This window comes from Marinobacter pelagius, from assembly GCF_900114925.1.
GTDB classification, from domain to species: Bacteria; Pseudomonadota; Gammaproteobacteria; order Pseudomonadales; family Oleiphilaceae; genus Marinobacter; species Marinobacter pelagius.
This window is the reverse complement of record NZ_FOUR01000003.1, coordinates 112,406-132,322: the sequence shown is the minus strand read 5'-3', so window position 1 is coordinate 132,322 and position 19,917 is coordinate 112,406. Positions and strand designations below refer to the sequence as shown.

Genomic DNA, 19,917 nt, shown 5'->3' with positions numbered 1-19,917 from the left:
CGCGGAGAGTAGCATCACAGCCATTCCAAACAACAGGCAATTCAGGCAAAAGGGGCATCCATGCCAGAATTTCAGACCACCGATGAAGGCTTCGAGCGCGTCTCGCTAAGGGATTACACGGAGAAGGCCTATCTCGATTACTCCATGTACGTCATCCTCGACCGGGCCTTGCCCAACGTCGGGGACGGACTGAAGCCGGTCCAGCGGCGGATTGTGTACGCCATGTCGGAGCTCGGGCTCAAGTCCACCTCCAAGTACAAGAAATCCGCCCGTACCGTCGGTGATGTCCTGGGTAAGTTTCACCCCCACGGTGACAGCGCCTGCTACGAGGCCATGGTACTCATGGCCCAGCCCTTCTCCTACCGCTATCCGCTGGTGGACGGGCAGGGTAACTGGGGTTCTCCGGATGATCCCAAGTCCTTCGCCGCCATGCGTTACACCGAGTCGCGGCTGGCTCCCTTCGCGGAGGTGCTGCTCAGCGAGCTGGGGCAGGGTACGGTCGACTGGGTGCCCAACTTCGACGGCACCATGGAGGAGCCCTCGGTACTGCCGGCGCGCTTGCCACACGTGCTGCTGAACGGCACCACCGGGATCGCGGTGGGGATGGCCACCGATATCCCGCCGCACAATGTCCGGGAGGTGACCGCTGCCTGTATCCGCTTGCTGGACAAGCCAGAGGCCGGTGTCGACGAGCTGTGTGAACACATCAAGGGGCCGGATTTCCCGACCCGGGCGGAGATCATCACGCCCCGCAAGGACATCCGCCAGATGTACGAGACGGGTCGCGGTTCCCTTCGCATGCGGGCCCGTTGGATCCGGGAAAATGGCGAAGTGGTGGTCACCGACCTGCCGCACCAGGTCTCCGGCAACCGGGTGCTGGAGCAGATTGCCCAGCAGATGCAGACCAAGAAGTTGCCGATGGTGGCGGACCTCCGGGATGAATCCGATCACGAAAACCCGACCCGGCTGGTGATTGTGCCGCGCTCCAACCGCGTCGACCTGGACGGGCTGATGGCCCACCTGTTCGCCAGTACCGATCTGGAGAAGACCTACCGGGTCAATATCAACGTCATTGGTAACGATGGCCGCCCGGGGGTGAAGGGTCTGCACCAGATCCTGACCGAGTGGCTGGCGTTCCGTCGCACCACCGTGACCCGCCGTCTCCAGCACCGCCTGGACAAGGTATTGGCCCGGCTGCACATCCTTGAGGGTCTGCTGGTCGCCTACCTGAATATCGATGAAGTGATCGAGATTATCCGCTACGAGGACAAGCCCAAGGACGAGCTGATGGCCCGGTTCGGCCTCTCGCCCGAGCAGGCGGAGGCGATCCTCGAACTGAAACTGCGCCATTTGGCTAAACTGGAAGAAATGAAGATCCGCGGCGAGCAGGACGAACTTTCCGCCGAGCGGGACGAGCTGCAGGCGATCCTGGGCTCCGAGGACCGGCTCCGGGAGCTGATCAAGACCGAGCTGCAGCAGGACGCCGAGACGTTCGGGGACGACCGTCGCTCGCCCATTGTCGAGCGTGAGGAAGCCCGGGCCTTCAGTGAAGTGGACCTGGTCTCCAACGATCCGGTCACCGTGGTGCTCTCGGAGAAGGGCTGGGTGCGCGCCGCCAAGGGCCACGATATCGAGCCCGAAGGCCTGAGCTACAAGGCCGGCGACCGCTTTGCCCTGGCCGCCCGTGGCCGCAACAATCAGCAGGCGATCTTCCTGGACTCCACCGGCCGTGCCTACGCCCTGATGGCGCACTCTCTGCCCTCGGCCAGGGGGCAGGGCGAGCCCCTGACCGGCAGGATCAATCCACCCTCCGGCGCCTCTTTTGCGGGATTGTTGATGGGTGACCCGGGCAGCAAGACCCTTCTCGTCACCGACGGTGGCTATGGTTTTGTCACCTCGTTGCAGGACATGATCAGCAAGAACCGTAATGGCAAGGCGGTGGTATCGGTACCCAAGGGAGCGAAGATCATGCCCCCGGTGATGGTGCCCAGGGCCGACAAGACCCTCTACCTCGCAGCCATTTCCAACGAGGGACGGATGCTGGTATTCCCCCTGAACGAGTTGCCGGAACTGGCCAAGGGCAAGGGCAACAAGATCATCAGTATCCCTTCGGCGAGAGTTCAGAACCGGGAGGAATTCGTGGTGGCCGTGGCGGTATTTGCCGAAGACGACCAGCTCGAGATCCGGGCCGGTAAACGCAAGATGGGGCTGCAGTTCAGTGACCTGGAGCATTACCTGGGTGAGCGCGGCCGGCGCGGCCACAAGCTGCCCCGGGGCTTGCAGCGGGTTGATGCCATTGATGTGATTCCTTCGGCGGCACGGGCCGGACAAGAGGAGAGCTCCGACAGTGAGTGAACTGGTACTGATTAATGTCTCCGGGCGTGACAAGCCGGGGCTGACTTCCGAGATTACCGGTATCATGGGCCGCTACCACGTGCGGATCCTGGATATCGGCCAGGCGGTGATCCACGACCACCTGACCTGGGGCATCCTGATCGAGATTCCCGACGAGTCCAAATCCTCACCGGTGATCCGGGACCTGCTGTTCCGCCTGCATGCCTTGGACCTCCAGGTCCACTTTGCTCCGATCACCGAGAAGGAATACCAGGCCTGGGCCGCCGGCCGGAACCGTGCCTGCTACATCGTTACCCTGCTGGCCCGGGACATCAAGGCGGAACAGATCGCCCGGGTTTCCGCGATCACCGCGCGCCACGGACTGAACATCGACAACATCAGCCGGTTGTCGGGCCGGCCATCCCTGAACCCCGCGGAGAACCGCATTGCCTGCGTGGAGTTCTCGGTGCGCGGAACACCTTCGGATCTGGAACAGCTTCGGGCGGATTTTCTGCAGATAGCCGGTGAGATGAACGTGGACATTGCCTTCCAGGAGGACTCCATCTTCCGCCGTAACCGGCGCCTGGTGGTGTTCGACATGGATTCCACCCTGATCGAGGCCGAGGTGATCGACGAGCTGGCGCTGGAGGCCGGCGTGGGGCCCCAGGTGGCAGAGATCACCGAAAGGGCGATGCAGGGGGAGCTGGACTTCAGTCAGAGCTTTGCCGAGCGCCTGGCGCTGCTCAAGGGGCTGGATGAGTCGGTACTTGAGGGTATCGCGGCCCGCTTGCGCATGACCGAGGGCGCAGAGCACCTGATCCGCAGCCTCAAGGCCCTGGGCTACCGCACAGCGATTCTCTCCGGTGGCTTCACCTACTTCGCGCGGCACCTCCAGCGTAAGCTGGGGATCGATTACATCTATGCCAACGAGCTGGAAATCGAGGACGGTAAGGTGACCGGGCGGGTCGCCGGCCAGATTGTCGATGGCAAGCGCAAGGCGGAACTACTGTTGGAGATTGCCGAGAAAGAGCACATTTCCCGGGAGCAGGTGATCGCCGTCGGGGATGGTGCCAACGACCTGCCCATGCTGAGCCAGGCGGGCCTCGGGGTCGCGTTCCGGGCCAAACCGCTGGTGAAGGAATCCGCCCGTCACTCGATCTCGACCCTGGGCCTGGACGCGATCCTGTACCTGATTGGCTTCAGGGAGCGGGAAACCACCCAGACCCTGCAGGATTCGGAGTTCTGAGGGCAGGTAGTAAGCTGCAATGAACAAGGGCGCCATCTGGCGCCCTTGTTGTTTCTCAGCCCTCGCCGAAATCGTAGTTCATTTCCGGGGCCGGGGCCTGCAGGTAGTAGCCCTGGATATAGTTCACGCCGGCCTGCCAGAGTGTGGCCAGGATACTGGCATTCTCCACCAGCGGAATGATCGAGAGCTTCCCGGAATTCTGCAGGGTCTTGATCATTTCCTTCACCTGTTCCTTGGCCTTGTCGCTCTTCTGGAGCTCCTCGGTGAAGGAGCCGTCCAGTTTCACAAAGTCCGCGTTCACATGCTTGAAGGTGTTGAAGGGGTTCAGGGCACAGCCGAACTGGGAAATTGACACCTTGCAGTGCAGCTCGTGAACCGCCCGGGTAAATTCCTTGGCTTGCTTCATGTAGTTGTTGGCATCGCCTTCCCGAACCTGGAGGATCAGGACATCGCCGGGCAGTCTCGCAGCCTTCAGGGCCACGCTCAGCCAGGGAGTAAAGGTCTTGTCCTGGAGGGTCTCTGCCGTGATATTGACGAACAGGCGGGTATCGTGGCCGTGGGAGCGGTGGTTGGCCAACTGCTTTATCGTGTTCAGGATCACCCAGCGATCGATCTTGATCGCGGTTTCGTTCGGGCCCACGGGCGGCAGGAAGTCATAGGGCGAGACTTCCTCGCCGTCCTTGTCGAGCATGCGCACGAAGGCTTCGTAGTGCTCCTCGCCTTCACCGCGCAGGTTGATGATCGGCTGGAACAGGAGGCGGAAACTGTTGTCCTCGAGGGCTTTCTGGATAGCCTCCACGGAGTTGCTGGAATCGAGGGTTTCGTAGTCTGCCGGGTTGTAGACCAGCACCCCGTTGCCCTGGGCATGGCCGTCCTGCTTTTTGACATCGGACGAGGCAGTGTGGGCCCGGCCGAGCAATTCTTCCGCCTTGGGTGAGTTTTCGGTAATCGCCGCCACGCCGATACTGACCGTCATCGGAACGGTTTTTCCGTTGATGTCGAACAGGTTGTCCTCGATGGCCTTGCGAACTCTTTCCGCCCGATCGGCCATGGATTTCTCATCGCAGGGCAGGCACATCATGCAGAAGGCATCATCACTCAGCCGCGCCAGGGTGGCATCCTCTCCGGCGGTTTCCTTCAGCAGTGCCGCCAGGTCGCCCAGGAGCAAATCGGCGCCGGCGATACCCACCTGCCCCTTCATGGTGATGAAGTTATCGAGTGCGATGTAGGCCAGGGCCCCGGTCTGGTTGTCCTTACCGGCCCGGGCGATGGTTTCTGAAAGGGCGTCCATCAGGTACTGCCGGTTATACAGGCCGGTGAGCAGATCCTGGCTGCTGATCTGGCGCAGCTTCTCCTCCAGTTCGGCATCGCTGTGCTCGGGCTGGAGTACAATCTGGGTGCAGAATTCACCATCGTAGGTAGCCGAAGACACGCTCATGGTGACCTTCAGTTCCTGGTCATCACTGCGCCGCGCCGTGCAGTTGAGGGTCATGCCGTCTTCGCCCTTCTCGGCGAAGCGCTTCATGAATTCCTTGTACCGCTCCTGGCTTTCGGGGGTGAGCGTATCGAGGACCGGAATGCAGATCAGGTCATCGATATCGTCGTAGCCGAGGAAGTCCATGTAGGACTGGTTGGCATAGATATGCATGCCGTCATTGATGTAGGCAATGGCATCCTTGGAGCTTTCCAGCAGCAGTTGGCAGCGCTGTTCCGCCTCCCGGAGGTGGGACTCCAGCACGCGCCGGCGCCGGCGCTCTTCCAGGGCGGAAATCTCACGGTTGACCGTCAGCACGAGCTGATCCGAATAGTCGAACGGCACTGCGTCCTGGGCGCCGGCCTTCATGATGCCAACTCTCCGTTCCCGGCTTTCTTCGGTCATCAGCAGGATGAACGGGATGTCCTTGTCCATCCGGCGAACCATTGCCAGGGCCTCGTCGGCACCGAATTCATCGTTCACATCCCGGGCCAGCAAAAGATCCCAGTTGCCGGTTTTCAGCACCTCTTCGAGATCTTCTTCCGAGGTGATGCGATGGGCCCGTGTGGCCTTCCCGGAATTCCTCAGCAGGCTGACCAGTGATTCAGCATCATTTTGAGATGGATCAAGAATCAGCAGGTGTACTGTGGCGTTCTTTTTCTGCATTCGTAAGAAGTCTCGTGCTACTCGTTTGCGGAGCCGGCTCCAGGGCAGCATTAAGATCTGCTTGTAAAACAGTGCCTTGAGGAAAACTGCTTGCCGAGAGTCAGAGGCCGGTCTATCACTTATGCAGAATGATGCAGGGGATAGGGGGTAATAACAACCCTCTGTTTGGCCAGTTCGCCACCCGCGTCTCGCTTATCAGAGCGACGGCCACAGCGAATCAAACTCATCCTCACTGGCCACCGGCGTATCGGTCTGGCTGGAGATATTCAGTGCCGTATTATTCTGAAGTTTCAGTTCGAACTGGCTGATACTGCCTGTGGACGAGACTTTGCGACCGAGTGTGCCCTGGTCCTGCCTGCCATCGTGCAGGAGGGAGATCCTGCTCCCGGACTGGAACGGCAGTCGGGGAGTGATCAGGGTGGCGGCCTGGTTGACTACGCTTATTTCCGGCAGCAGTAAACCACGGAGGTACTCGCTGTTGTTTCCGATTTTCTGGAGCAACCGGACCCCGCAGGGCGCAGCACTGGGGGCCAGCAGCTCAATGCCCACCTGGGTGCCCTGGTGTTTTACCTGCCGGATCCAGCGTACAACGGCAACGCTCCAGGGATGGGATTGCTGTTCGCGGACGCCGAGGATCTCACCGGCCTGGATGGACGGAGGCACATTGGTTTCCCAGCCAACACAGTAGCCGCCAGGGCTGGTGTTGATCAGCAGGGCCTGGTGGGAGCGGGGCAGATTCTTCTCCGGAATCGGATCTGCAGCGGGCTTGCCGAAATAGCCACCACGAAAGTTGATCGGGGTGTCTGGGGAGGAGTGCCGCTCCTCGCTGGGGCCGGCATCATGGGCGCCGGCCCAGGCATCTTCCGCTTTCTTCGATTCGGTCAGGAAGTGGTTGTCCTCTTCCTCCCGGGCGCTGGCATTACCACTGACGAATTCCGCGAAGGATTTTTCACCGGCGATGAAATAATGGACAGCGGTGAGGCCGACGCAGACCTCCAGGGTGCCCTGGCTGGCAATGCGGTTGAAGTTGCGTTTGGCCAGGATGCCGAGGGCCTGGCTCAGGTGAGTAAGCAGGGTGTCGCTGATATTGGCCGGGATACGCAGGGGATTTTCTTTTTCCTGGTGCGTGCGCCGGGCCTGGAGCGTCTCGGAAACCATGTTGGACAGCTCCCGGGTGTCGAAACCGAAGCTGTCGTCACCGGGCTGGTTATCGAGCAGGCTGCGATAGATCGGCGGATTGTCATGCTCCATGTTCACCACAAACAGGCTGTCTTCGCCAATATCCGGGCCGCACTGGGTGTGTTCCGTCCAGGTCTCGAACAGCTCGTACGCCTGGTTGAGTTCGGACTGCCGCAACTGGTTGGGGCGAGCGCAACCGAGCAGCAGAACCCGCTTGTAACTGTCGGCCAGGGAGCTGGTGCGGCGGGACTTCAGGGTGTTGTCTTCCACCTGAAGATGGGCCATGCCGTTGCGGTAGGCAAAACGATATAGACGATGGCATTCCAGCCAGCTGCGAGCAGGGCTCGGGCAATAAAGCTGATGGGAGCGCAGGATGGTGGCGGACAGCTCCGAGATGGCCCGGTGAATTGCCATGGTGACGGGCTTACGGTTCCTGTCCAGGCCGCCGTTGTCAAGGCCGTCTAGGATACAAATCTTGTAACCGGTGGCCAGGTGCATCTGCAGGGCCTGGGCCAGGTTGGCAATTTTGCGCTGCTTCTCCGGAAGGGCGACGGCCAGGCCCAGGTAATGCCGGGACAGCTCGTTGCAGACAAAATGGATCTTCTCCCGGATCAGTTCCAGAAACTGCAATCTCTGCTGGGGCGCGACCGAAAGGTGGTTCAGCTCGATGATCGCATGGTAGAGCTGTCGGGACACCTCGCCAATGTTGGCCATGGGCAACTGAGCCACCCAGTTGCGGAAGGGCTTCGGCGCCGTTTCGCAAAAGGACAGGGTCGTGGTTTTCTGTTCCGGTACTCGTAGATCAGGTTTCAGAATCGTGCCTTCCATGAATTCGCGCCAATGTCCGGGCCACCGTCGGTTTCCCTTATGTTTTTATTTGTAACCCATAGTCGACTGTAAAATAGCAAACGGTCGACGAAAAGCGAGAAGATCACGAGTTAACAAACTTTTGCAAGTGATCGACGTCCAGGTTTGTGATCTCGCTCACGACCACAGGTCCAGAGGCGTCTTGCTTTCTTCGCCCGGAACCTCTCTGACCAGTTTCGGAACCAGGAACCCGGGCAGCCGTTTGAGCAACTCCCGTACCAGCTCGCGGGCCTCATTATCACCCACATCAAAGTGATGTGCACCGGCCACCGGGTCGAAAGCATGCAGGTAGTAGGGCATCACCCCGGCTTCGAACAGGGTTTCGCTCAGGTCCTCAAGGGCGTCCGCCGTATCGTTGACGCCCCTGAGGATCACGCTCTGGTTCAGGAGTATGGCTCCGGCCGCACGCAGATAACCCAGGGCCCGGCGGGTCGGCTTGTCGATCTCGGCCGGGTGGTTGATGTGCAGCACGATGACCACCTGCAGCGGCGAGCTGCTGACCCACTTGAGCAGGGCGTCGCACACACGCTGGGGAATCACCACCGGAAGCCGGGTGTGCAGCCGGATCCTTCGGATGTGGGGCACCTTGGCGATATCCGCCGCCCAGCGGGCCAGCAGCCGGTCATTGACCGCCAGGGGGTCGCCCCCGCTGAATATGACCTCATTGATCTCGGGGCTGTCCCCAAGCGTGCGCAGTACCTGGTCCCGGTCCTCAGGGGTGAGACGTTGCTCTTCGTAGGGGAAATGCCGGCGAAAGCAGTAACGGCAATTGATGGCACACTGGCCGGTTACCATCAGCAGCGCCCGGCTACGATACTTCCGGATCAGCCCGGTGGTCTGGATAGCCCCATCTTCATGCAGAGGATCCCGGATGAAACCGGACACCTCGGCCGCCTCGTCCATTCGCGGCAGCACCTGGCGCAGCAGTGGGTCGTCAGGGTTTCCGGGCGTCATACGGGCGATAAAGGGCTCCGGAACCCGGATCGGAAACAGCCGGTGTCCGGCCCGCGCGCCCTCCAGCCAGGATTCGGCGGGCAGGTTCAGCCGCTTCAGCAGCGCCTCGGGCGTAGTGACCGAGCCTGACAGCAGCTCCTGCCAGCTACGGGAATCCTGTTCACAGATGTGGGCTTCTATACGGGCGGGGGTTCGCTGTATCATAGCGACCTTTGAAATTTTAACGACATTGTGTCAGGTGGACATTTCATGGCTTCATATTCTACCAACGAATTCCGCGGCGGTCTTAAGGTTTTGCTGGATGGCGACCCCTGTATCATTCTCGAGAACGAGTTTGTAAAACCGGGCAAGGGCCAGGCCTTCAACCGGGTAAAACTGCGGAACCTGATGACCAACCGCGTCTGGGAGCGGACCTTCAAGTCCGGCGAGAGCCTCGAGGCGGCCGACGTGATCGACCAGGACATGGAATACCTCTACACCGACGGTGAGTTCTGGCACTTCATGAAAACCGACGGATCTTTCGAGCAGTACCCGGCCGACGCCAAGGCGGTGGGCGATACCGTCAAGTGGCTCAAGGAGCAGGACGTCTATACCGTAACCCTGTACAACGGTGCTCCCCTGACCGTAACCCCGCCCAACTTTGTCGAGCTGGAAGTGGTGGATACCGATCCGGGTATGAAAGGCGACACCGCTCAGGGCGGCTCCAAGCCGGCCACCCTGTCCACGGGTGCCGTAGTCAACGTGCCCCTGTTCATCACCATCGGTGAAGTGCTGAAGGTCGACACCCGGACCGGCGAGTACGTCAGCCGCGTCAAGAGCAGCTGATTCGGCAATGACTGATCAACCTGTCTGGCAGCCCGCTGCCTCGCAGGCTGCCCTGGAAAGCCGTGCACAACAACTGGCGTTTGTGCGCGGCTTTTTTGCGCAAAGAGGGGTGGTGGAAGTCGAAACCCCGGTGCTGGGGCGCTGCGGCGTGACCGACGTGAACCTCGACGGCATTCCGGCGCAGGTATCCGCCTCCGGCATCGAGGGTGGCTGGCTGCAGACCTCCCCGGAATACCACATGAAACGCCTGCTGGCCGCGGGCTCCGGCCCGATCTATCAGGTCTCGAAGGTCTTCCGCAATGGTGAGCGTGGCCGGCGCCACAACCCGGAGTTCTCGATGCTGGAATGGTACCGGCCGGGATTCGATGACCGGGAGCTGATGACCGAGGTCGCCGACCTGGTCTGCGGCTGGCTGGGCTGCGAGCGACCGGAGGTCCTGTATTACCGGGATGCCGTGAAGACCTGGGCACACGTGGACCCGTTCGAGTCCTCGGAGCGGGAGCTGATGCGCCGCTGCGAGGAATGGCTGGAGCCGGAACAGCTGGCAGGGTTGGGACGGGATGGTTGCCTGGACTTGCTGATGAGTTTTGCAGTCGAGCCCAACCTGGGTATTGAGCGCCCGGTGTTTATCACCGGTTATCCCGCTTCCCAGGCGTCACTGGCCCGGGTATCGGAACATCAGGGCTACTCCGTGGCGCACCGTTTCGAGCTGTATGTCCGGGGACTGGAGCTGTGTAACGGCTACTGGGAGCTGACCGATCCGGTGGAGCAGCGGCGCCGGTTCGAGGCGGATAACCATCAACGCCGATTGTTGGGTAAACCTGAAATGCCCATCGACGACGCGTTCCTGTCGGCGCTGGAGCAGGGCCTGCCGGATTGCGCCGGGGTCGCCCTGGGGCTGGACCGGCTGCTCATGCTCAAGCTCGGAGCAACCGATATCTCGGACGTGCTGGCGTTCCCGTTCGAGCGCGCCTGAACTCAGGCGAGCTCGCCGAAAGCCTCACCCATGCGGACGGTCTTGCCGGCAACCTGATTCTCGTTCCAGCTGACAGCACCCTTGGGCATCACCATGATCACCGTGGAGCCCAGCCGGAACCGGCCCATCTCCTCGCCCTTGGCAAACTCCCGGGCCTGCTCGCCCTCATACTGGAAGTCGGTGACGAGACCATTGCCCGGCACCACCACGCCGGACCAGGTGGTCTCGACACTGCCGACAATCATCGCGCCCACCAGCACCATCGCCAGGGGGCCGGCGTCGGTATCAAAGATGCAGACCACCCGCTCGTTGCGCGCAAACAGGTTGGGTACATGCTCCGCCGTCACCGGATTGACCGAAAACAGCTTGCCGGGGATGTGCACCATCTCCCGCAGCTTGCCCGCCATAGGCATATGGATGCGGTGATAGTCGCTGGGAGCGAGGTAAATGGTGGCAAACTCGCCTTCGGAGAATGTTTCGGTGCGCTGCAGGTTATCCCCCAGCAGCTCATTCAGGCTGAAGGACTGACCCTTGGCCTGGAAAACCCGGTCACCGGTTACTTGGCCCAGCTGTGAAATGGTTCCATCCACGGGGCTGACAAGGGTTTGCTCACCCCCGGCAAGGGGGCGAATACCCGGCTTCAGCGCCCGGGTGAAAAATGCATTGAAACTCGGGTAAGCGGTCGGGTCCGGTTCCGCAGCTTCGCTCATGTCCACGCCATAGCGGCCGATAAACCACTTCACTACACGGTTCTTCAAAGCCTGATTGCCTTCGCTGTCCGCAAACCGACCAGCAATACGTGAAACAGCCAGTTGCGGAGTGAGGTACTGGCTCAGAACGAACAGTTTATCGAACATCAAAACGAACCCTTTACTTGAGAAGGCGCGCAGTTTAGCAAAACGGCGTAGGCGTGTAGATACGGTTTTACCGCTTTGCGAATCAGTCCACCTTCAGGCCCCGGGCCTGCTGCTCGGCCATATCCGCCAGAATCCGGTGAAAACTCTTCAGCCGCTCCGGACTTATCCGCCCGTCAGCTGCCGCCGCCTCCAGGGCGCACCCGGGATCTCCCATGTGCCGGCAATTCCGGAACTTGCAGGTACCGATCAACTCCCGGATCTCCCGGAAACCGTACTCGATCTCCTGCGGCGTCATATGCCACAGCCCGAACTCCCGGATACCCGGCGAATCAATCAGATCTCCACCCAGGGGCAGATGGAAAAGCTTGGCGGTCGTAGTGGTGTGAATTCCCTTGCCGGTACTTTCCGAAACCGCCCCGACCCGAAGCGATTCCCCTGGCAGTAGCGTCTGGATAATCGAGGACTTGCCGACACCGGACTGACCAACAAACACACTGGTCTGATCCTTCACCAGTGCAGCAACCTCCGGCGCCGGCTCATTACCGGATTCGGCGGCCGACGTACGGACAACTTCATAACCCAGGTTCTCATACCGGGAGAGCAACGATTCAATCTGCTCCCGGTTCTCATCGGTAATCAGATCCGTCTTGTTCAGCAGAATCACCGCCGGAATATCACTGGTCTCCGAAGCCACCAGGTATCGGTCGATCAGGTTATCGTGGGGTTCCGGCTCCGGGGCAATCACCAGAATGATGTGATCAATATTCGCCGCCACCGGCTTCAGTGCCCCAAAATTGTCCGGCCGCTGCAGCAGATTCTGGCGATCACAACGGGCAACGATCACACCCGTCTCACTCTTGCCCTTGCGCCAGATCACCCGGTCGCCAGTCACCAGACTGTCGATATTGGCCCGGACAAAACAGCGGAAAACCGTCCCGGAATCCTCGCCCTCCAGGGCCTCAACATCCAGCTGCTGACCATAGTGGGCGATGATCAGACCTTCCTGCTCCGGCCCCAGCTCACCGGCCTCGGCCTGCTGTTCAATGACCTTTTCTTTTTTGGCAGCACGGGCAGCCCGTTCCTGCTGGATCTTCTTGATCCGCCACTGTTGCTGTTTGTTCAGTCGCCGTTTTGCCATAAATGATTAGAGAGATCCCGTGAAAGTTCGTCATCGACCGTGCCATCATACTGGAATCACTTGTGGGTCGCTGTAGTATGTTGAAGACCTTAAAGACTATATCTCCGGATTATGAGCTAGCGGTGGGGTAGCCTCTTCGGGAATGTTGAAGGCCAAGGATGGCCTGAAACAAGCGCACATGGACGTGCTCGTAGCGGTTCCCGAAGAGGCTACCCCACTGCTAGCCTGCCCCCAAATCAGAAGGTTAGGAACACATGTCAGAAGGCAACCGCCTAGTTTGGATCGACCTGGAAATGACCGGCCTCGATCCGGAAAAAGAACGCATCATAGAAATGGCCACCATCATTACCGATGCCGAACTGAATATCGTCGCGGAGGGCCCCGTCATCGCAATCCACCAGCCCGACAGCCTCCTCGAGGCCATGGACGAATGGTGCACTAACACCCACGGAGCCAGCGGCCTCACCAAACGCGTCAAAGAAAGCATCATCACCGAATCGGCAGCCGAACAGGAAACCCTCGCGTTCCTGAAAAAACACGTGGGCCCCGGCGAATCACCCCTGTGCGGCAACAGCATCGGCCAGGACCGCCGCTTCCTGATAAAGTACATGCCGGAACTCGAGGCCTTCTTCCACTACCGTAACCTCGACGTCTCCACCGTTAAGGAACTGGCCCGCCGCTGGCGCCCCGACGTACTCGACGGCGTGAAGAAAAAAGGCAGCCACCTGGCGCTGGACGACATCCGAGACTCGATCAACGAACTGCGCCACTACCGGGACCACTTCTTCAAGGTGTAAGCCCGTGCCGGCGTAACGCCCAGTGCACATGCTCACGGACCATCTCTGACGGGTGGTCCGCCCGCTGCTTCAGCGCCTCCACCACCGGAATTGTGGTAGGCGCATTGCCCAGCCCTACCGCCAGATTCCGGAGCCAGCCCTCGTAACCGGTACGCCGGATAGCCGACCCTTCCGTCCGTTTCAGGAACTGCTCCTCCGTCCACAGGAACAACTCCGCCAGCGAACTGTTATCCAGCCCGTGCCGGGGCTGGAAATCCTGCTCCGCCGTCGGCTTGCTGAACTTGTTCCAGGGGCAGACCAGCTGGCAATCATCGCAGCCGAACACCCGGTTACCCATTTTCGGCCGCAATTCCTCCGGAATCGAACCTTTCAGCTCAATGGTCAGGTAACTGATGCAGCGCCGGGCATCGAGCAGGTGAGGACCGACAAAAGCGTCCGTGGGGCACACCTCCAGACAGGCGGAGCAGCTGCCGCAGTGTTCTGATTCGAAGGGCGGATCCACCGGCAGGGGAGCGCTGGTAAAAATCTCGCCCAGGAAGAAAAACGACCCGGCCTTCGGGTGAATCACCATGTTGTTCTTGCCGATCCAGCCCAGTCCTGCCCGTTGTGCCAGCGCCCGCTCCAGCACCGGAGCGCTGTCGACAAAAGCCCGGTACTCGAACCCACTGACCGCCTCATCGATCCATTTCGCCAGAGTGGCGAGGCGCTTGCGCATCAGCTTGTGGTAGTCCCGCCCCAGGGCGTAGCGAGTTACGTAGGCGGTTCCCCGGTCAGTGAGCGCTTGTTTCGGGTTATCCGGCGCCGGCAGATAATCCAGTCGTACCGAGATGATCCTCGCCGTGCCGGGCACCAATGAAGTCGGGGTGTAACGCTTGTCGCCGTGATGGCCCATGTAGTCCATCTCGCCCTGGTATCCCTCGGCAAGCCAGGCCTGCAGCCGGTCCGCGTGGGGACCGGTTTCCGGCAGGGTGATGCCAGCATCGGCAAAGCCCAGCTCTCGCGCCCATTGCCGGATTTTGCCTGGCAAATCATCGAGTTCGGGCGGTACTGGAGGAGTTTTTTGTGGCTTGGTCATGGATGGTTTGCCAGCGGGCGTTGTCCGGGTGGATTCACTGCGGAAGTTTAATTTGATTAAGTTATGACCTTTTCCCCTGTTTTGCTATGCTTTACAGGTATCTGGCCAATTTTCTTAAACCGGTTTCTGTAACGGGAGCTCAGGCTCATGCCGCCCATATCTGCGCACAGTCTACCAGACGACCTGTATTCCGCCGATGCTGTGCGGCAGATGGACCGCTACGTGATTGACGAACTGGGTGTGGACGGTTTCGAACTGATGCAGACGGCAGCCCATGCGGCTTTCCGGAGGCTGGTCCGCCGCTGGCCCGATTGCGGGCCGGTACTGGTGCTGTGCGGGGCGGGCAATAACGGTGGTGACGGTTACCTGGTGGCTGCCAACGCCAAGCGGCACGGACTCACAGTGTCCTGCATTGCCGTTGCCCCGACAGAAAAGCTTGCCGGCGATGCCCGGAAAGCCTGGCAAAAGGCCGTCGCAGACGGCGTCGAAGTGCGTGAACTGTCAGGGATTGATGAGGTAGCCCTCGATGCTTCGTTTGAGCATGCGGGCCTGATTGTCGATGCCTTGCTGGGGACCGGGGTCTCCGGAGCGCCCCGGGAGCCGTTTGCCGGCGTCATTGCCCGTTGCAATGCCAGTGGCGTGCCGGTGCTTGCGGTGGATGTGCCTTCGGGGCTGAATGCGACGACCGGTGTTGCCGACGGTGATGTGGTCCGGGCAACGATGACGGTCACCTTCATCGGCCTTAAATCCGGGCTGTTCACCGGCCAGGGCCCCGCGGTATGTGGCGAGGTCATGTTTGACTCGCTCGGAACCGAAAACGACATCGGTGCCAGTGGCCAGGCTCCCGTGGGCCGGTTACGGCACTGGGAAAGCGTGGGTCGCTGGCTCCCCGAGCGTGCGGCCAATGCCCACAAGGGGCGGTTCGGCCACGTGCTCATTATTGCCGGGGATCGTGGATTTGGCGGCGCCGGCCTGATGGCTGCAGAGGCGGCGGCCCGTTCCGGAGCCGGTCTGGTGTCACTGGCAACGCGCCCGGAACATATCTCGGCGGCGCTGGCCCGCTGCCCGTCGGTAATGGTGCACGGCCTTATTCATGGCTCTGAACTGCCACCGCTGCTTGAAGCCGCATCGGTCGTGGTATGCGGGCCGGGGATCGGCAAGAGTGCCTGGGGGCAGCAGATGCTTCAGCAGGTGCTGGCCAGTGACAAGCCAAGAGTGCTGGATGCAGACGCCCTGAACCTGATGGCGGCCCGGGTCGCCGTGCCTTCGGAACATCAGGTACTGACGCCGCATCCGGGAGAAGCCGCCAGGCTACTGGGGTGCAGCGTGGCGGAAGTCGAGGTTGACCGGATGGCGGCGGCGCGCAAACTGCAGTCCATATATGGTGGTGTGATTCTGCTCAAGGGCGCGGGAACGGTCATTGCCTCAGGGTCACAGACGGTGGATATTATCAGCGGCAGCAACCCGGGAATGGCCACCGGCGGCATGGGTGATGTGCTCGCGGGAATTCTCGGCGCCATGTGCGGTCAGTTGGATGGCTTGGCCCAGGCGAGCATCCTGGGGGCCTGTGCCCATCTGGCAGCGGCTGACCGGGCCTCGGAGGCGCGCGGCTATATGGGGCTGATACCAACCGATGTGATTGATAGCCTGCCGTCGGTATTCCGGCAAATCGAGTTTAACGATGTGCAGAAACGGGAGGATGGATGACGATTTACGGTAACGAGCGCCGCCTGTTTCTGGAAGGCGAGGCGGAAACCGAAAAGCTTGGCCATGAACTGGCGCGGCTGGTCATCGAGTCCGGGCAGGGATTGACGGTATTTCTGGACGGCGACCTCGGGATGGGCAAGACCACCCTGAGCCGTGGTGTCATGCGTGGCCTCGGGCACGAGGGCGCTGTGAAGAGCCCCACCTACACCCTGGTGGAGCCCTACGAGCATCTGAAGCCGCCGGCCTATCATTTTGATCTGTATCGCCTGGGCGATCCGGAAGAGCTGGAGTACATGGGTATCCGGGATTATTTTTCCGGAGACAACCTGTGCCTGATCGAATGGCCGGAGCGGGGCAAAGGTGTCCTGCCGGAACCGGACCTGGAGATCCACCTTGAGCGCGAGGGTGACGGGCGGTCCGTGGTCATCCGGGCCCGTTCGGCCCAGGGCGCCCATTTGATGAACGAGCTGGAACTGGTCGGTCCGGAACACTGACCGCCGGTGACAGCTGATATTTTGCAGGTAAGCGGTATGTTCAAGGGAAAACGCAGCCTTATCAATTTGCTGGCGCTGGTCACAGCCTGGGCCCTGGCTTGGGGAGCGGCAGCGGGTGACCGTGTCGAGGGTGCGCGGATCTGGCCCGCGCCGGACCACACGCGCCTGGTGCTGGACGTGACCGGCCCGCTACAACACAACATCTTCTCCCTGAGCGGCCCTTCACGGCTGGTGATTGATCTGAGTAATGCCTCGCTCAAGGCCGACCTGGACAATCTCGAACTTTCCGGCAGCCCGATCAAGCGGATTCGCAGCGCGCCGCGGAACGGTAATGACCTGCGGGTGGTGCTCGATCTCAAGAGCGACATCAAGCCCCGGAGTTTCCAACTGGAGCCCAATCAGCAGTACGGTCACCGTCTGGTGGTGGACCTGATCGACGAGAGCGGCAGCCGCCTGGAGCGGGCGACCCGGCCGACGGTAACCCAGGATTCTGCGGGCAAGCGGGATGTCATCGTGGTGATTGATGCCGGCCACGGTGGAGAGGACCCCGGAGCCATCGGGCCGAGAGGAACCCGGGAGAAGGACGTGGTCCTTAAAATGGCGAAAACCCTGGAGGCACTGATCAACAAGCAGCCGGGCTACACCGCCAAGCTGACTCGCACCGGTGACTACTACGTTGGTTTGCGTAACCGGACGCTGCTGGCCCGGAAATACAACGCAGACCTGTTCGTATCCATTCATGCCGACGCCTTCCGCACACCGCAACCGAAAGGGGCGTCCGTCTTTGCCCTGTCCCAGCGCGGAGCGACCAGTGAGACAGCCCGCTGGCTGGCCCAGAGTGAGAACCGCTCTGACCTGATCGGTGGCACCGGTGGCGTATCCCTGGAAGGTCGGGACGATATGCTCGCGGGTGTTCTTCTGGACCTGTCCATGACCGCCAGTATCAACGCCAGCCTGGGCGTGGGCAGCTCGGTGCTGGGTAAGCTGGACCGGGTGGCCAAGTTGCACAAGCCGGGCGTGGAGCAGGCGGCGTTTGTCGTTCTCAAGTCGCCGGACATCCCTTCGATCCTGGTTGAAGCAGGTTTCATTTCCAATCCCCAGGAAGAGAAGAACCTGGCGACGGACTGGTATCGCAGCCGGTTGGCCGGTGCCATCATGGAGGGCATCGAGGATTATTTCCGCAAGACGCCGCCGCCAGGCACGTTGCTGGCATGGCAGAAGCAGAATGGCAAGGGTGGCAATGACGTCAGTCAGTACCGGATCCAGCGGGGGGATACCTTGTCCCAGCTGGCCAAGGAAAACCAGATTTCCGTTAACGAGTTGATGCGATTTAACGGCTTGAGGGATGACCGTGTTATGGTAGGGCAAACCATTCGTATTCCCGCATCCTGAGTAAGAGGTTTTCCCGAAACATGCCCCACATTCATTTGCTCTCTCCCCGGCTGGCGAACCAGATAGCCGCGGGGGAGGTGGTGGAGCGTCCCGCATCGGTGGTCAAAGAGCTGGTCGAAAATGCCCTGGATGCCGGTGCCAGCCGGGTCGATGTCGAGATAGAGCAGGGTGGCGTCAAGCTTATCCGCGTCCGTGATGACGGCAGTGGTATCGAGGAAGATGACCTGCCTCTGGCCCTCAGCCGCCACGCGACCAGCAAGATCACCAGTCTCGATGACCTCGAAGCGGTTGCCTCCCTCGGGTTTCGCGGCGAGGCGCTGGCCAGTATCAGTTCCGTGTCCCGACTGACCCTGACGTCCCGAACCGAAAACCAGGAAGCCGCCTCCCGGGTGGAAGTCGAGGGCCGTGAAATGGACGCCCGGATTTCTCCCGCGGCGCATCCGGTCGGGACCACCGTGGAAGTTCGCGATCTGTTCTTCAATACGCCGGCCCGCCGGAAGTTTCTTCGTACCGAGAAAACCGAGTTCAACCATGTCGACGAGTGTATCCGTCGCCAGGCCCTGAGCCGGTTCGACACCGGTTTCACCCTGCGCCATAACCAGCGCGTGGTGCAGAGCCTGCGACCGGCCGAGTCACCGCTGGACCGGGAGCGCCGAATCGGTGCCTTGTGTGGCCAGCAGTTCATCGACAATGCCGTGGTCATAGATGCCGAGGCCACCGGCTTGCGGCTCTGGGGCTGGGTTGCCCTGCCCACGTTTTCCCGCAGTCAGGCGGACCTGCAGTACTTCTTCGTCAACGGCCGGGTGATCCGGGACAAGCTGGTGGCCCATGCGGTGCGCCAGGCCTATCGGGATGTGCTGTACAACAATCGTCACCCTGCCTTTGTGCTCTACCTGGAAGTGGATCCCGCCACGGTGGATGTGAACGTGCATCCCACCAAGCACGAGGTGAGGTTCCGGGACGGCCGCCTGGTCCATGATTTCATTTTCCGCACCCTGCACCGGGCGCTGGCGGATGTCCGGCCCGATGACCACTTCCGCGGTGCGGTGGCCCAGTCCTTTGGCCGGGAGGCTTCAGTCCAGCCGGCGGGGCCGGAAAATACCGGCACCATGAATCCGCAGCAGGGCTGGTCTTACCCGCCCCGGGAGAATGCCGGTCATGGTGGCCCTTCGCCTTCCGGTTTCAGTGGGAACCGGCCGCCGGAGCCGCAGCAGGAATGGCGTGCCAGTGACCAGATGGCGTTCTATCAGTCCCTGAACGCTGGCGGCGGGGTGACCGCCGAGTCCTCTCCCGGTTCGGCCGGACTGGCACAGGTGCAGGCGACGCCGCCCGCCGATAGTGAGGAGGAGCCTCCCCTGGGTTATGCCATCGCCCAGCTGCACGGAATCTATATCCTGGCCCAGAGCCGTGCCGGTCTTATTGTGGTGGATATGCACGCGGCCCATGAACGCATCACCTACGAGCGGATGAAGCGGGCACTGGCGGAGCAGGACCTGAAGAGCCAGCCGCTGCTTGTGCCGGTATCGATGGCAGTCAGCCAGAAAGAAGCGGCGCTCACGGAAACTCACGGTGAAGGGTTGCAGCAACTGGGTCTGCAGATCGAAAGGATCGGTCCGGAAACCCTGGCGGTCCGGCAGGTGCCGGCGCTCCTGCGTGGTGCCGACACCGAACAGCTGGTCCGGGATGTGCTGGCCGATCTCATCGAGCATGGCCAGAGTGACCGGGTCGAGGCCGTTACCCACGAACTGCTGGGCACCATGGCCTGCCACGGCTCGGTCAGGGCAAATCGGCAGCTGACCATCCCCGAGATGAATTCCCTGCTTCGGGACATGGAAGCAACGGAGCGCAGTGGCCAGTGCAACCATGGCCGTCCCACCTGGACCCTGGTGACCCTGAGCGAGCTGGACAAACTGTTCCTGCGCGGGCGTTGAGGCAG

General features: G+C 61.1%; 15 protein-coding genes. 9 read left to right on the top strand and 6 right to left on the bottom strand.

What is annotated here, in order from left to right; translation table 11 throughout:
* Window positions 1-60 precede the first annotated feature (60 nt).
* Complete coding sequence (parC, locus tag BM254_RS07580) at window positions 61-2,355, top strand: DNA topoisomerase IV subunit A (RefSeq protein ID WP_092001154.1); 2,295 nt, start codon at window positions 61-63, stop codon at window positions 2,353-2,355.
* Window positions 2,348-3,580: a phosphoserine phosphatase SerB gene (gene serB, locus BM254_RS07575; RefSeq protein WP_092001152.1), complete on the top strand. Its 1,233-nt coding sequence runs from the start codon at window positions 2,348-2,350 to the stop codon at window positions 3,578-3,580. Before parC ends, serB begins: the two co-directional genes overlap by 8 nt.
* A 55-nt stretch (window positions 3,581-3,635) precedes the next feature.
* Here serB and BM254_RS07570 read toward each other — a convergent pair whose 3' ends face one another.
* The 3 genes from BM254_RS07570 to epmB form a co-directional block, all read right to left on the bottom strand.
* Window positions 3,636-5,720 carry an EAL domain-containing response regulator gene (locus BM254_RS07570; protein ID WP_092001150.1) on the bottom strand — a complete coding sequence of 695 codons (2,085 nt, stop codon included), beginning with the start codon at window positions 5,718-5,720 and terminating at the stop codon, window positions 3,636-3,638.
* Between the two features lie 195 nt (window positions 5,721-5,915).
* Window positions 5,916-7,727, bottom strand: coding sequence for a GTPase (locus BM254_RS07565; RefSeq protein WP_092001147.1), 1,812 nt, complete (start codon window positions 7,725-7,727; stop codon window positions 5,916-5,918).
* Between the two features lie 156 nt (window positions 7,728-7,883).
* Window positions 7,884-8,924 (bottom strand): EF-P beta-lysylation protein EpmB, encoded by a 1,041-nt coding sequence (gene epmB / locus BM254_RS07560; RefSeq protein ID WP_092001145.1) that lies wholly within the window; start codon window positions 8,922-8,924, stop codon window positions 7,884-7,886.
* 45 nt (window positions 8,925-8,969) lie between these two features.
* On the opposite strand from epmB, the gene efp reads away from it, so the two are divergent.
* Together efp and epmA are read left to right on the top strand one after the other, a co-directional pair.
* Window positions 8,970-9,545 (top strand): elongation factor P, encoded by a 576-nt coding sequence (gene efp, locus BM254_RS07555; RefSeq protein ID WP_092001142.1) that lies wholly within the window; start codon window positions 8,970-8,972, stop codon window positions 9,543-9,545.
* A gap of 7 nt (window positions 9,546-9,552) precedes the next feature.
* Window positions 9,553-10,521: an EF-P lysine aminoacylase EpmA gene (epmA, locus tag BM254_RS07550; protein ID WP_092001139.1), complete on the top strand. Its 969-nt coding sequence runs from the start codon at window positions 9,553-9,555 to the stop codon at window positions 10,519-10,521.
* A gap of 2 nt (window positions 10,522-10,523) precedes the next feature.
* Here epmA and asd read toward each other — a convergent pair whose 3' ends face one another.
* Entirely contained in the window at window positions 10,524-11,378 is an 855-nt protein-coding gene (gene asd, locus BM254_RS07545; protein WP_092001136.1) for an archaetidylserine decarboxylase, read from the bottom strand.
* 82 nt (window positions 11,379-11,460) lie between these two features.
* The gene (rsgA, locus tag BM254_RS07540; protein WP_092001133.1) at window positions 11,461-12,516 is read right to left on the bottom strand and encodes a small ribosomal subunit biogenesis GTPase RsgA; all 1,056 of its coding nucleotides are present in this window, start codon (window positions 12,514-12,516) and stop codon (window positions 11,461-11,463) included.
* A 254-nt stretch (window positions 12,517-12,770) separates the two neighbouring features.
* On the opposite strand from rsgA, the gene orn reads away from it, so the two are divergent.
* Entirely contained in the window at window positions 12,771-13,313 is a 543-nt protein-coding gene (gene orn, locus BM254_RS07535) for an oligoribonuclease (protein WP_092001130.1), read from the top strand.
* Here the strand turns inward: orn and queG are convergent.
* Entirely contained in the window at window positions 13,303-14,388 is a 1,086-nt protein-coding gene (queG, locus tag BM254_RS07530) for a tRNA epoxyqueuosine(34) reductase QueG (RefSeq protein ID WP_092001127.1), read from the bottom strand. The two genes, orn and queG, sit on opposite strands and share 11 nt — an antisense overlap.
* Window positions 14,389-14,535: 147 nt before the next feature.
* Between queG and BM254_RS07525 the strand changes: the two genes are divergently transcribed.
* From BM254_RS07525 to mutL, 4 genes are read left to right on the top strand one after another with little or no spacing between them, the layout of a single operon-like run.
* The gene (locus BM254_RS07525; protein WP_092001124.1) at window positions 14,536-16,095 is read left to right on the top strand and encodes an NAD(P)H-hydrate dehydratase; all 1,560 of its coding nucleotides are present in this window, start codon (window positions 14,536-14,538) and stop codon (window positions 16,093-16,095) included.
* Entirely contained in the window at window positions 16,092-16,589 is a 498-nt protein-coding gene (tsaE, locus tag BM254_RS07520; protein WP_092001121.1) for a tRNA (adenosine(37)-N6)-threonylcarbamoyltransferase complex ATPase subunit type 1 TsaE, read from the top strand. The genes BM254_RS07525 and tsaE overlap by 4 nt, the downstream gene beginning before the upstream one ends.
* Window positions 16,590-16,625: 36 nt before the next feature.
* Window positions 16,626-17,981 carry an N-acetylmuramoyl-L-alanine amidase gene (locus tag BM254_RS07515; RefSeq protein WP_092001118.1) on the top strand — a complete coding sequence of 452 codons (1,356 nt, stop codon included), beginning with the start codon at window positions 16,626-16,628 and terminating at the stop codon, window positions 17,979-17,981.
* A gap of 20 nt (window positions 17,982-18,001) precedes the next feature.
* Window positions 18,002-19,912, top strand: coding sequence for a DNA mismatch repair endonuclease MutL (gene mutL / locus BM254_RS07510; RefSeq protein WP_092001115.1), 1,911 nt, complete (start codon window positions 18,002-18,004; stop codon window positions 19,910-19,912).
* Window positions 19,913-19,917 lie beyond the last annotated feature (5 nt).